The organism is Gluconobacter sp. DsW_056 (genome assembly GCF_002153595.1).
Classification (GTDB): domain Bacteria; phylum Pseudomonadota; class Alphaproteobacteria; order Acetobacterales; family Acetobacteraceae; genus Gluconobacter; species Gluconobacter albidus.
The window spans coordinates 406,054-418,884 of the sequence record NZ_JOPF01000009.1 but is presented as its reverse complement, the minus strand read 5'-3'; the positions used below and the strand labels follow the sequence as shown (position 1 = coordinate 418,884).

Below are 12,831 nucleotides of genomic sequence, written 5' to 3'. Positions count from 1 at the left end.
GGTCTCTTCCAGATGGATTAAGACCGGATCATGCCCTCAAGTGACGAGGCGCGCCAGTATCGCTTCAAGACGAAGCCGTCCTTCGCCGGTCGCGCGCAGGATACCGCTGTCCCGTTCGAGGTAGTTTTCCTCGATGCAGGCTTCAAGTAGGGCAGGGTCCACACAATCCATAAGTGCGCGGCCCGTACGGGTGGCGAAGGCCGCCTCGTCGATGCCTTCAGACAGGCGCAGGCCCATCAGCAGGGCTTCGCGGCCTTTTTCTTCCGGCGTGAGCAGGGTTTCCTCGGTACTGCCGGAGCCGGTCTTTTCAACCCGGTCGGCCCAGGGTTCGGGCGCACGGTGACGGCGGGTGGCGTACAGTTCGCCGTCCAGAGTCAGGCGTCCATGAGCGCCGGGGCCGATGCCGATATAATCCGCATAGCGCCAGTAGGTCAGGTTATGGCGGCTTTCGGCGCCGGGGCGGGCGTAGTTCGAGACCTCATAGGGCAGCAGGCCGTGACGGGCGGCGATGTCGCCGGTCAGGTCATAGAGGCGGGCGGCGGTGTCTTCGTCGGGCAGGGTCAGTTCGCCGCGACGGTGCATGGCTTCGAACTTCGTGCCGGGCTCGATGGTGAGCTGGTACAGCGACAGGTGGTCGGCCACGAGGTCGAGCGCTGTGGTCAGCTCGTCCGTCCAGTCGGCGTCGCTCTGGCCCGGGCGGGCATAGATCAGGTCGAAGGAAATGCGTGGGAACAGGGTGCGGGCGGTTTCAAGGGCGCGGATGGCCTGTGTGGCGGAGTGTTCGCGGCCGAGCTTGTGCAGCGCATCGTCCCGCAGGCTCTGCACGCCGAGCGAGACGCGGTTGACCCCGGCCTGACGGAACGCCGCGAATTTTCCGGCCTCGACGCTGGTCGGATTGGCTTCGAGCGTGATTTCCAGATCGTCCTGTGCGTCGAATAGGCGGTGTGCGTCTTCGATCAGGGCCGCGACGGTTTCGGGAGCCATGAGCGAGGGGGTGCCACCGCCGAAAAAGATTGAACGCAGGGGGCGTCTGACGCCATCGCGGGTCAGGCGGGCGGCGTCATGGGCCAGTTCACGACGCAGGGCTGCGGCGAAGCGCTGCTGCGGGATCACGTCCCGGACATGGGAGTTGAAATCGCAGTAGGGGCATTTCGCCAGACAGAACGGCCAGTGAATGTAGAGGGAAAGCGGCTTGGCCAAAGGACGGGAGGTCAAATGGCGATCCGGACGCCGAATTCCACCACGCGGTCAGGCGGGATGCGCAGGAACTCGGTCGTGGAGGCCGCATTGCGCTGGAGCAGGAGGAAGATCCACATGCGCCAGAGCTGCATCTTCGGCACGCGGGAGCGGACGACGAGTTCATGGGACGTGAAATAGGATGCCTGAATGGCGTCGAACGCCACGCCGAGCGCGTTCAGTTCCAGCAGGGCGCGAGGCAGGTTGGGCATCTCCATGAAGCCGTAGCGGACGATGACGCGGTGAATGTTGGGGGCCAGTTCCTGAACGATGGCGCGGTGGCCGCGCTCGGCTTCCGGCTGGTCGAGGTTCTGGACCGTCACGAACAGGATATGGTCGTGCAGGACCTTGTTGTGCTTGAGGTTATGCAGCAGCGAGTTCGGCACGATGTCCGGATTGGCGGTCAGGAAGACGGCCAGACCGGGAACGCGGATCGTGCGCGACTGCGGCAGACGGGCGAGGAAGGAGCCCATCGGCATGGAATCCGCCTGCTGACGGGCAGCGATGAGGCTGCGTCCGCGCTTCCAGGTGGTCATGATGATGGTGCTGATGATGCCGATCGCCAGCGGGACCCATCCGCCATCGGGGATTTTGAGCACGTTCGCCGAGAAGAAAATGCTGTCCACGATGAAGAAAAAGCCGAAGACGATCGCAACCGTTGCGGTCTTCCATTTGAAGACGCGGCGGAACACGACCATCGCCAGTACGCAGGTGCACAGGAACGTTCCCGTCACGGCAATGCCGTAAGCCGCGGCAAGGGCCGATGACGTGCGGAACGACAGCACCAGAACCAGCGCGCCGAATGCCAGGATCCAGTTCAGGGAGGGCAGATAGATCTGCGCTTCTTCCGATGCGTTGGTGTGCATGATGCGGGTGCGGGGCAGGTAGCCGAGCTGGATGAGCTGGCGGCACAGCGAGAAGCTGCCCGAGATACCGGCTTGCGAGGCAATCACGGTTGCGAAGGTCGCAAGGATCAGCATCGGGATCTGTGCCCAGTGGGGCACCAGCAGATAGAACGGGTTGGACAGGGCATGCGGATTATGGATCAGCAGGGCGGCCTGTCCGAAATAGTTCAGTGTCAGCGACGGCAGGACGAAGAACAGCCAGGCCTTGCGGATCGGGGCGCGCCCGAAATGGCCCATATCGGCATAAAGCGCTTCCGCACCCGTGACGGACAGGACGACCGAACCGAGTGCGATGAACGATAGGTAGCCGTGCATGATGATGAATTCGAGCGCGAAGGTCGGCGACAGGGCGAGCAGGATATGGGGGTAGAGCAAGATCCCCTTGACGCCGAGAATGGCGAGAACCGCAAACCATGCGACCATGATCGGGCCAAAAGCCTTGCCGATCTTGCCGGTTCCTAGCACCTGAACCGAGAACAGGCCCACCAGCACGATCATCGCCAGCGGGATGATGATGTGGCTTGCCGAGGGCACGGCGGTTTCAATGCCTTCCACGGCCGAGAGCACTGAAATGGCCGGGGTGATGATGCTGTCGCCGAAGAACAGGCAGGTGCCCGCGATGCCCACGAGGCCGAACAGCCATCGGAAATGCTGCGACTTGCAGACGCGCTGGGCGAGGGACATGAGGGCGATGATGCCGCCTTCGCCATCATGATCGGCCCGCATGATGAGGATGACATATTTGATGGTGACGATGAGCATCAGCGCCCAGAACGTCAGGCTGGCAAGGCCCATGATTTCCCAGGGCTGTGCGGGGGCCTTGGGGGAGCTGACAATGCTGACGGAGGATTGCAGCGCATAGAGCGGGCTTGTGCCGATATCGCCGTAAACCACGCCCAGAACCGTGAGCAGCGCGCCCATGCCTGCGGGGCGCTTGTGGCTGGAGCCGTCGTTTTCGCCGCCGATTTCGTGGGTATGGCCGTCCGAACGGGCCTGCTCGATCGTCTGGACGATGTCGCCGGAGTCGTTGGGAATCCCTACGCCATGAGGAGAATTGGAGGCGCGGTCACCGTCATGTTCAGGCATTGCTGGTTCCATTTACGGGCGTCAGTAGAGTGCCGTCATCTCCTGTCGCAGCACTCGTCAAGCGCGCTCCACATCACGGCAACTTCCCCTCATGACAAGATTTCTGCGACGGACGCAAGCCGTGCGTCAGGATTGTGGCACGGGACGGCTTCCGAAAATGGCGCTTCCCACCCGGACGAGCGTCGCGTTTTCGGCAATGGCGGTTTCAAAATCGGCGGACATGCCCATCGAGAGCACCGGAAGTCCGTGGCGGTCGCCCGTTCTGCGCAGGAAGCGGAAATGGGATGCGGGATCTTCGTTCTCGGGGGGGATGCACATCAGGCCACGGATTTTCGGGCCGAATTTTTTAAGGGAGGTTTCGATGAACGCATCGGCTTCTTCGCGGGGAATACCGGATTTCTGCGGTTCGTCGCCGGTGTTGACCTGAACGAGAAGCTCGGGGAGGCGCCCGGCTTTCTGCGCGGCTTTTTCAATCGCGTCTGACAGGGACGGGCGGTCGAGGCTCTCGATCATGTCCGCGATCTGGCAGGCTTCGAGGGCCTTGTTGGTCTGAAGGCCGCCGATGATGTGTAGGCGCAGGTCCGGAAAATGGTTGCGAAGCTGCGGAAACTTGGAGGCGGCTTCCTGCACGCGGTTTTCGCCGAAAAGGCGCTGGCCGGCTTTCAGTGCGGCTTCGACGCTCTCGATCGGGTGGAACTTGCTGACGGCCACGAGAGAAACGTCCGCCTCCGGGCGCCCGGCCTTTTCGCAGGCCTGAGCGATACGATGACGGATGGCGGCGAGGTTTTGGGCAATAAGATCGGACATGTCGGGAGAAGACGCCATTGCGTCCGTGGCCGCAAGATGCGATTTCGGCAGGATGCGAGAGATCGATAGCCTGTCATGACCCAGCCCCCATCCAACAAGCCTCCCCGTAATCCGGCCTCCGGAACCCGGAACGGCGGCCCCCGCCGTTTGCAAGGGGGCCGTACGCCCGAGCGCCGTCCTGCCCCAGACCCGACGCGCGACCTTGCGTTCGATATCGTGTGCGGCGTGGTCGAACATCGCCGGATGCTGGAGACGACGCTGGATCGTGCGGGGCAGGGACTGGACCCGCGGGATCGCGCGTCGGCCCATCGTCTGGCGGCGACGACCCTGCGTCATCTCGGCAGCATGACCGAACTGCTGCAGCCGCTGCTGCGTCGTGAACCGCCCGAGCCTGTGCGTTGCGCGCTGCTGATGGGGGTGGCGCAGCTGCTGCATCTTGAAACGCCGCCTCATGCGGCTGTCGGCACGATCGTGGATCTTCTGCGCCGTCGCGGTCTGGCGCCGTTCGCGGGGCTCGCCAATGCCGTGCTGCGGCGTGTTTCGCGTGAGGGGCAGGAGCTGCTGGACGGTCTGGACGAGGACCGGCTGGATGTGCCGCCCTGGCTGTGGAGTGCCTGGGGCAAGCGGGCACGGGCGATTTCGCGCGGCCTGCATCGTGAGGCGCCGCTGGATCTGACGCTGCGTCCGGGAGCAGTCGCACCGGAGGGGGGCGAGGTGCTGCCGACAGGGTCCGTCCGCTATCCGGCCGGGACGCGGATCATGGCGCTGGAAGGGTTCGAGGACGGCGCGTTCTGGGCGCAGGATGTCGCGGCGACGATGCCGGTGAAGCTGATGGGAGACGTGGCAGGCAAAACCGTCGTGGATCTCTGCGCGGCTCCGGGCGGCAAGACGGCGCAGCTTGCGACGGCGGGTGCGCAGGTTGTGGCGGTTGAGCGTGAGGAAGCGCGGGCGAAGCGGCTTGAGGAAAATATCGCGCGGCTGAAGCTCTCGGCGAAGACGGTTATTGCGGATGCCGCGACATGGCGCCCGGACGCTCCGGTGGACATGGTTCTTCTGGATGCGCCCTGTTCCGCGACGGGCACGCTGCGTCGTCATCCTGATGTGTTGTGGATCAAACGCCCGCGGGACGTGACGGCGCTGGCGGAAGGTCAGGATGCGCTGATCGACGCCGCGCATGAAATGCTTAAACCGGGTGGCGTGCTGCTTTATGCCGTCTGCTCGCTTCAGGACGAAGAAGGTCCGGAGCGGATCAAGGCGGCGATTGCGCGCGGTGGCTGGAAGTTCGATCCGTTCTCGGAAGCGGAACTGGCCGATATGGCCGTTGCCCGGACATGGGACGGGATGTTCCGCACCCATCCGGGCCTTTGGAGCGAACTTGGCGGCATGGACGGCTTCTTTGCCGCGCGTCTGATCAAGGTCTGAGTCCGGTCGGCATCGGGAGTGTTTCCCGATGCCTGATGTGCTGCCTTCAGGGGGCAGGGTTGGAATGGACCTGATGGATGGCGTTGATCTTTTCTTCCAGCTCGGGCGTGATGATGACATCCGTCGCGCCGAGAAGGGTACGGAGCTGATCGACGCTGGTGGCGCCAATAATGTTGGACGTCACGAACGGGCGTGAGGTCACGAACGCGATCGCGAGCTGAATGGGGTCGATCCCTTCTTCGCGGGCCAGGGCGTGATAGGCCGTGATGGCATCGTCAACGCCGGGCTTCTGGTAGCGCTGGCCACGGTCAAACAGCGTGGTGCGGGCCCCGGCGGGGCGGGCGCCATTCAGATACTTCCCGGTCAGGTAGCCCTGTGCGAGTGGGGAATACGCCAGCAGTCCGACCTTTTCGTGCAGTGCCATTTCGGCAAGACCGATTTCGAAGGTCCGGTTAATCAGGTTATAGGCGTTCTGGATGGAGGCGACGCGCGGCAGGCCCGTACGGGAGGCTTCCAGGAATTTCGAAACGCCCCATGCGGTCTCGTTGGAGAGGCCGACATGGCGGATCTTGCCTTCGTTCACGAGATCGCCGAGCACGCCGAGTGTATCTTCGAATGGAACGGCAGAGTCTTCTGGCAGGTCGCGGAAGGTCGTGCCACCTTCGCCGAACAGACCCACCTTCCGGTCGGGCCAGTGGAGCTGGTAAAGGTCGATGTAATCGGTGCCGAGGCGGCGCAGGGAGCCTTCGAGCGCATAGCGGATCTGGCGCGGGGTGAGGCGTGCTTCTTCGCCATCGGGGCGGAACCACGGCATGGCCGTCCGTCCGACGACCTTGCTGGCGATGACGAGGCGGTCACGGCCGCCGCGTGCCTTCAGCCAGCTTCCGATAATGGTTTCCGTCGCGCCCTGTGTCTCGGCGCGGGGCGGGATGGAATAAAGTTCGGCGGTGTCGATGAAATTGATGCCGTGGTCCAGCGCCATGTCGAGCTGGGCGTGGCCCTCGGTTTCGGTGTTCTGCTGACCGAAGGTCATGGTGCCGAGGCAGATTTCGCTGACGGCAATGCCGGTGCGGCCAAGTTCACGCTGTTTCATGGAAAAGACCTGATCAGAAAAATAGGGAAGCCCCTAGCATGGACAGAGCCGGGCCATTGATCAAGGCGGGGCCGTCTTCACGCCCCGTTTATGGGGCCAGCGTGACGATGACGCGCAAGCCACCGGCGGTCCGGTTTTCAAGGCGGACATCTCCACCCTGACCGTGCAGGATGGTGCGGGCAATGGCGAGACCAAGGCCGGTTCCGCCCGTCTCCCGATTGCGGCTGCTCTCGATGCGGACGAAGGGTTCGAACACGCGGTCCAGCTCGTTTTCAGGCAGACCAGGACCATTGTCCTCGATCAGGATGCGGACCGCATTGCCTTTCTCGCCGGGGCGGGTGGCCGGAATGAGCGTGACATGCGCGTTCCCGCCATATTTCATGGCATTGAGGATCAGGTTGTTCAGGGCGCGTTTCAGCGCGACCGAACGGGCCTTGATGCGGACGGGTACGTTGGGCGGTTCGTAAAACAGGTCGTCCGCCTTGTCCGGCAGGCTTTCGGCAGCTTCGTCCATGATGGTCTGGAGCAGGGCGCGCAGGTCCAGCGTGACGATGGGCTCGGCAGAGGCGCTGTCGCGTCCGAAGGCCAGCGTGGCGGAGACCATGGCTTCCATCTCGTCCAGATCGGCGAGCACCTTGTTGCGCAGTTCGTCATCGTCGATGAATTCGGCGCGCAGCTTCAGGCGCGTGATGGGGGTACGCAGATCATGGCCGATGGCGGTCAGCATGAGCGTGCGGTCCGTCACGAAACGGCGGATGCGCGTGGCCATCGTGTTGAAGGCAATGGCCGCGCGCCGGATTTCGGAGGGACCGTTTTCGGGCAGGGCCGCTGTGTTGACATCCCGGCCCAGTGCTTCGGCGGCATTGGCGAGTGTGGTGACGGGTGCGATCAGGCGCCGTGTGGCCCAGACGATCATCGCACTGCCGGCAATGGACATGACGAGGAACGCGATCAGGAAGGTCGGCGATCCGAACGGGTTGGGCAGAGGGGTGACGAACCGGACGACGATCCAGCAGTCCCGGTCCGGCAGGAGGATCGAAGTGGAGTGGGTTCGCAGTTTCTGGCCGATCAGGACCTTGCGCGGATAAAGCGATGACGGCAGCAGCGCCCACCGCACGAAGGGCGGCATGTCGCGATGGTGCACGCTCCCTGGAAAGCGGGGGCCTCCTTCCATCGGGGGAGGCATATGGCTGTCCATCGGGCTCCCCATTGGACCTGCCATGGGGCCACCCGGAGGCGTACCGGGAGAGCCGGGGAGCATGTGGAAATCCGGCCCGTTCATGCCGGGTTCGGGAAAACCCGGTGGTCCCATGTGTGGGGGCATGTCCGCACCGGGATGGGGGCCGTTTTCGTCCATCATGCCGGGCTGGGGAAAGCCGTCGCGCGGATGGTGCAGGAAAGGGGAGGATACTTTCGGCGGGAGGGGAATTTCATGCCCCTCAATCAACGGGTCCGGCTGCTTGAGAAGCAGGACTGTGACGTTGGAGGGGATGTGCAGGTCTTCGATCGCATCGTGACGGTCAGCGGGGCTGGCTTCCGCGACCGTGCGGTAGATCGAAAAGACCTGCACCTGTTCTTCATGGACCTGGCTGCGCTCTTCCAGATCGAAGCGGTCCAGCGCATGGATGGCCAGTCCGGCGGCTTCCACGATGGCAAGCCCCACGATCAGCAGAAGGCTGGTGCGGGTGACGAGAGATCGCGGAAGGATGTGCATTACGGTCAGAGACGCTCGACTTCCGCCGCGAGGACATAGCCCCCGCCGCGCACCGTCTTGATGACCTGAGCGTTGCGGCCGTCATCTTCGAGCTTGCGACGCAGGCGGCTGACCGCGACGTCGATGGCGCGGTCGAATGGGCCCGCCTGACGGCCCCGCAGGAGTTCCAGCAGCATGTCGCGCGTCAGAACGCGGTTGGCGCGCTCAAGCAGGGCCATCAGCAGGTCGTACTCGCCCCCCGTGAGGGAGACTTCCGCACCGTCCGGGTTCAGCAGGCGACGGCGGACGGGATCGAGGCACCAGCCTGCGAAATGGATCTTGCGGGTATCGGCAACCTGCCGCTTGTCTTCGACATCGCTCGTCCGGCGCAGGACCGCGCGGATCCGGGCCAGAAGTTCGCGCGGGTTGAAGGGCTTGGCGACGTAATCATCCGCGCCGAATTCGAGGCCGATGATCCGGTCGGTCTCGTCGCTCATGGCGGTGAGCATGATGATGGGAACATTGTCCTGCGTGCGCAGCCAGCGCGCGACTTCAAGGCCACTCTCGCCGGGCAGCATCAGGTCCAGCACCACGAGCTGGTAATGGCCGTTGGCCCAGGCCTTGCGGGCTTCTCGGGCGTCACGGGCAGCCGTCACGCGGAAATGATTGCGCTCGAGGAACTGGCTCAGCAGTTCGCGGATTTCGCGGTCATCATCCACGACCAGAAGATGGGGCAGTGTTTCCGTGCTCATGACCAGGGGCCTTTCAGGAATGCTGTGACCGCGTTCGGACTGCTGGTGTCGCCCCGGACGAGGGGCGACACGGAGGCGAGGTCAGGCCAGCCAGGGCGGGACAGGCAGGTTTTTCGCACGCAGGAACTCCGGGTTGAACAGCTTGGACTGATATCGGGCACCACCGTCGCACAGAATTGTAACAATCGTATGTCCGGGTCCAAGGCGACGTGCGGTCCGGATTGCGGCAGCGACATTGATGCCGGATGAGCCGCCGACCGAGAGACCTTCGTTTGATGTCAGGGAGAAAATCTGCTCCAGCGCCTCGGCGTCAGGAATGCGTTCTGCGTCATCGGGGGCCGAGCCTTCCAGATTGGCGGTCACGCGGCCCTGACCGATTCCTTCGGTGATCGAATTTCCGGTGGCGGTAAGGTCGTTGGACTTCACCCAGCCGTAAAGGGCCGAGCCTTCCGGATCGGCGAGAACGACGCGCGGTGCGGCCTTTCCGGCTGCTGCAGCCTGATCGCGCAGGCCCAGCGCGATTCCGGCCAGCGTGCCACCCGTGCCGCAGGCACAGGTGAAGGCGTCGATTTTTCCGTCCGTCTGTTCCCAGATTTCGCGGGCCGTGGTGGCGCGGTGGCCTTCCCGGTTGGCGGTGTTGTCAAACTGGTTGGCCCAGAACCCGCCGATTTCTTCAGCGAGACGGCGCGAAACATGGACGTAATTGCCCGGATCGCGATAAGGCTTGGCGGGCACGAGCCGCAGATCCGCGCCGATCATGCGCAGGAAGTCCAGCTTCTCACGGCTCTGTGTTTCCGGCACGACGATCACGGCCTTGCAGCCCACCGCATGGGCGACCAGCGTCAGGCCGATTCCCGTATTGCCGGCCGTTCCCTCAACGACCGTGCCGCCGGGTTTCAGGGCGCCGCTTTTCAGGGCATCATTGATGATCGCAAGAGCGGCGCGGTCCTTGACGGAGCCGCCGGGATTCATGAATTCGGCCTTGCCGTAGATATTGCAGCCGGTTTCCTCGGAAGCGCGTTCAAGGCGGATGAGGGGCGTCCCCCCGATCGCGGCGGTCATACCCGGGGAGACGGTCTGCCATCCGATCGTGGCAGCCTGGCGGTTCGGAGAGAGGTCGGTCATACGGTAACTCCTGTGCTGGCCCGTGCTGGATGAATTATAGAACGCGTTTTGGAAGGATGAGAAAGAGCATGAAGGTTCTGACAGCAAGGCAGGCGTGGGACATGCTTGAAAAAAAGCATGCAACGGCCCCTGAAAACGACGCGCAGCCTGTTCTGGTGGATGTGCGCACCCCGCCGGAATGGATGCATGTGGGACTGCCCGACGCAGATGCAATGACCGCGCCGCTTCTGTGCGTGACCTGGCAGCCGGACCTTCAGCGCGAATTCCTTGAAGCCCTGCTCGAAGCCGTTCCCGACCAGCAGACGCCGCTTCTGTTCCTGTGCCGGTCGGGCGTACGCTCCCATCATGCCGCACTGCTGGCGGAAAATGCCGGCTATGCGGATGTCAGCAATATCGTGGACGGATTCGAAGACCAGCACGGACCCGGCAAGGGCTGGCGTTCCAGCGGCCTGCCGTCGGCTTACATGCCGCTGTCGGGTTCCTGATCCGCGTCGTAATGCACTTCCAGCACGGCGCACCAGGGATAGCGGCTGTCGTAGCTGTGCCCTGAACTGTCGGCGATCATGCCGTTGGCGTCCGTGGGAACATGGGTAAGGGCCACGGCATCATCCACGTTGCCACCGACAATGCTCAGCTCGTGTCCGAAAGGCTGAGCATTCTGGTTGGTGGCCGACACGATGCCGCAATGGGCTGGAAAGCCGTAGCTGGTCGGCAGCATGGAAAAGGTGACGGTCTTGCTCTTGCCGCGCCCGACGCAGATCAGATCGCCGAGTCTGGGGGCATAGATTCCGGGATCATGGGCCGTCACGCCGCTGGACTGCCCGCTGGCGGCGGCGTTGATATAGGTCGAGTGATTGGGAGAGTATGGAAAACGCCCATTGGCGCCCGCGATGCGCATTACATACGAGATGAATGCAGCGGACCAGGCATAATGGCCGTCATGCGCGATCTCGAAGCGGGTCCCCTGGGAATCCGTCTTGCCCGTCCAGCCGACTTCCGTCTCATACGGGTCCTGTCCGATCCACCAGTACTCGCCGATCCGCTGCCAAAGGCCCGGAAGCCGTTCGGGCTTCAGCGCCGCATCTGTGGGTTCGGGACGATCTTCGGGGTTGTCGTCCGAGACGGGGGAGCCGAACATCCGCCATTCGCGCAGGGCGATGGCCGCGACATCCTGCCGGTTGAACGGCTCGAAATTGCGGGTGGCGAAGTCCGGAACATGGACGTCGTAACCTGCCGGACCAGTGGTTCCGTTCGCATACTGGGCGTTCGGCGTGCGGGCCGGATACGGGCTGACACTCTGCTGGCTGGAACATGCAGCCAGTGCGAGCAGGGCGGCCGTAGCGGCTGCTCGCCTGAAAAGATGCGAATCTGGCACTGTTATCCTCGTGTACCCATCATGACTTCAACTTGAACGGCATGTGACACAGAGCGTCAAGGACGGGTGCGGGCTGATGGAGAGGCCACGGCCTGCAAGGAACGCCCGAACGATCCGAAACCATAGCGGAGCGCAGGCCTTGCAGGGGTGTGCAGACTTCACGGACTGTCTGGAAATAGCGACCGCAGTCCGATTTCGCTGGCCTCGCAGCGGCCGCGCTCTGTGATGAGACCCGTCACGAGGCGGGCTGGCGTGACGTCGAAGGCCGGGTTTGCGGCCGGACTGCCGAGGGGCGCGATGCGGACGCGGCTGGCGTCTCCCCGGCTGTCGAGGCCTGTCATGAACAGCACTTCGTCGGCGCTGCGCTCTTCAATCGGGATTTCCTTCACGCCGTCACGCACACGCCAGTCGATCGTCGAGGACGGCAGCGCCACCCAGAACGGCACGTTGTTGTCATGCGCGGCAAGGGCCTTGAGATAGGTGCCGATCTTGTTGGCCACGTCACCCTGCGCCGTGACGCGGTCCGTGCCGACGATGACCATATCCACCCGTCCGGTCTGCATGTAATGGCCGCCCGCGTTGTCTGCGATGACAGTGTGCGGCACGCCGTGGCTGCCAAGTTCCCATGCCGTCAGTAGACTGCCCTGATTGCGGGGGCGCGTTTCGTCCACCCACACATGGACCGGAATGCCTTCGTCATGCGCCATATAGATCGGGGCGAGGGCCGTGCCCCAGTCGACGGTGGCGATCCAGCCCGCGTTGCAGTGCGTCAGCAGGTTCACCTGCCCCTGACGGCCCTTGCGTTCCCAGATCTCGCGGATCAGTTCCAGACCGTGACGGCCGATGGATTCGTTGACCTGCACGTCTTCGTCGCAGATTGCATCGGCTTCGGCATAGCCCGCGGTGACACGCGCGGCTTCCGGAACAGCCTTGAGGTGTTTGACCATACGCTCGATGGCCCAGCGCAGGTTGATGGCGGTCGGGCGCGTGGCGACGAGGAAAGCTGCGGCCTTGTCCAGAGCATCGTCGGAAGCATCGTCCTGAAGGGCGAATACCAGACCATAGGCTGCAACAGCCCCGATCAGCGGCGCCCCGCGCACCTGCATGGACGTAATGGCTTCAGCCACACCGCCGACGTCCCGGAGTTCCAGAAGCTCCACGTTCCAGGGAAAGCGGGTCTGGTCGAAAATCCGGATGCTGCTGGCATCATCGGAAGGGCGCCAGAGGCTGCGATAGGAAATGCCGTTGATTTTCAAGGGAGCGCTCCTCGGAATGCCGGAAAGACGGGGCTGCAGCCGGGGTGCGGGACGCCCCCATGCTGATGGAACCTGTGGTTC

Annotated in this window: 11 protein-coding genes; 2 read left to right on the top strand and 9 right to left on the bottom strand. The window is 63.7% G+C overall.

Annotation, left to right across the window (positions count from 1 at the left end):
- Positions 1-36: 36 nt before the first annotated feature.
- From hemW to HK22_RS09145, 3 genes are all read right to left on the bottom strand, one after another.
- Complete coding sequence (hemW, locus tag HK22_RS09155) at positions 37-1,200, bottom strand: radical SAM family heme chaperone HemW (RefSeq protein WP_086649124.1); 1,164 nt, start codon at positions 1,198-1,200, stop codon at positions 37-39.
- A gap of 11 nt (positions 1,201-1,211) precedes the next feature.
- Positions 1,212-3,239, bottom strand: coding sequence for a potassium transporter Kup (locus tag HK22_RS09150; protein ID WP_062030337.1), 2,028 nt, complete (start codon positions 3,237-3,239; stop codon positions 1,212-1,214).
- A gap of 114 nt (positions 3,240-3,353) precedes the next feature.
- Positions 3,354-4,052: a YggS family pyridoxal phosphate-dependent enzyme gene (locus HK22_RS09145; RefSeq protein ID WP_086649033.1), complete on the bottom strand. Its 699-nt coding sequence runs from the start codon at positions 4,050-4,052 to the stop codon at positions 3,354-3,356.
- 57 nt (positions 4,053-4,109) lie between these two features.
- Between HK22_RS09145 and HK22_RS09140 the strand changes: the two genes are divergently transcribed.
- Positions 4,110-5,456, top strand: a complete 1,347-nt coding sequence (locus HK22_RS09140) for an RsmB/NOP family class I SAM-dependent RNA methyltransferase (protein ID WP_086649032.1) — start codon at positions 4,110-4,112, stop codon at positions 5,454-5,456.
- 46 nt (positions 5,457-5,502) lie between these two features.
- Here HK22_RS09140 and HK22_RS09135 read toward each other — a convergent pair whose 3' ends face one another.
- From HK22_RS09135 to HK22_RS09120, 4 genes are all read right to left on the bottom strand, one after another.
- Positions 5,503-6,549, bottom strand: coding sequence for an aldo/keto reductase (locus HK22_RS09135; RefSeq protein WP_086649031.1), 1,047 nt, complete (start codon positions 6,547-6,549; stop codon positions 5,503-5,505).
- Between the two features lie 88 nt (positions 6,550-6,637).
- A complete protein-coding gene (locus HK22_RS09130; protein WP_086649030.1) occupies positions 6,638-8,263 on the bottom strand; it encodes an ATP-binding protein in 1,626 nt (541 codons plus the stop codon).
- A 5-nt stretch (positions 8,264-8,268) separates the two neighbouring features.
- Positions 8,269-8,994: a response regulator gene (locus HK22_RS09125; RefSeq protein WP_062108919.1), complete on the bottom strand. Its 726-nt coding sequence runs from the start codon at positions 8,992-8,994 to the stop codon at positions 8,269-8,271.
- A gap of 81 nt (positions 8,995-9,075) precedes the next feature.
- Positions 9,076-10,119 (bottom strand): cysteine synthase A, encoded by a 1,044-nt coding sequence (locus tag HK22_RS09120; RefSeq protein ID WP_086649029.1) that lies wholly within the window; start codon positions 10,117-10,119, stop codon positions 9,076-9,078.
- A gap of 68 nt (positions 10,120-10,187) precedes the next feature.
- Between HK22_RS09120 and HK22_RS09115 the strand changes: the two genes are divergently transcribed.
- Entirely contained in the window at positions 10,188-10,604 is a 417-nt protein-coding gene (locus tag HK22_RS09115) for a rhodanese-like domain-containing protein (protein ID WP_086649028.1), read from the top strand.
- On the opposite strand, the gene HK22_RS09110 is transcribed toward HK22_RS09115, so the two are convergent.
- Positions 10,580-11,500, bottom strand: coding sequence for a DUF2272 domain-containing protein (locus tag HK22_RS09110; protein ID WP_086649027.1), 921 nt, complete (start codon positions 11,498-11,500; stop codon positions 10,580-10,582). The two genes, HK22_RS09115 and HK22_RS09110, sit on opposite strands and share 25 nt — an antisense overlap.
- Positions 11,501-11,652: 152 nt before the next feature.
- A complete protein-coding gene (mtnA, locus tag HK22_RS09105; protein WP_086649026.1) occupies positions 11,653-12,750 on the bottom strand; it encodes an S-methyl-5-thioribose-1-phosphate isomerase in 1,098 nt (365 codons plus the stop codon).
- Positions 12,751-12,831: the final 81 nt, after the last annotated feature.

Coding starts and splice junctions, on each gene's coding strand:
- HK22_RS09150 (WP_062030337.1), bottom strand. CDS start 3,239: ATGGAACCAGCAATGCCTGAACATGACGGTGACCGCGCCTCCAATTCT.
- HK22_RS09145 (WP_086649033.1), bottom strand. CDS start 4,052: ATGGCGTCTTCTCCCGACATGTCCGATCTTATTGCCCAAAACCTCGCC.
- HK22_RS09140 (WP_086649032.1), top strand. CDS start 4,110: ATGACCCAGCCCCCATCCAACAAGCCTCCCCGTAATCCGGCCTCCGGA.
- HK22_RS09135 (WP_086649031.1), bottom strand. CDS start 6,549: ATGAAACAGCGTGAACTTGGCCGCACCGGCATTGCCGTCAGCGAAATC.
- HK22_RS09130 (WP_086649030.1), bottom strand. CDS start 8,263: ATGCACATCCTTCCGCGATCTCTCGTCACCCGCACCAGCCTTCTGCTG.
- HK22_RS09125 (WP_062108919.1), bottom strand. CDS start 8,994: ATGAGCACGGAAACACTGCCCCATCTTCTGGTCGTGGATGATGACCGC.
- HK22_RS09120 (WP_086649029.1), bottom strand. CDS start 10,119: ATGACCGACCTCTCTCCGAACCGCCAGGCTGCCACGATCGGATGGCAG.
- HK22_RS09115 (WP_086649028.1), top strand. CDS start 10,188: ATGAAGGTTCTGACAGCAAGGCAGGCGTGGGACATGCTTGAAAAAAAG.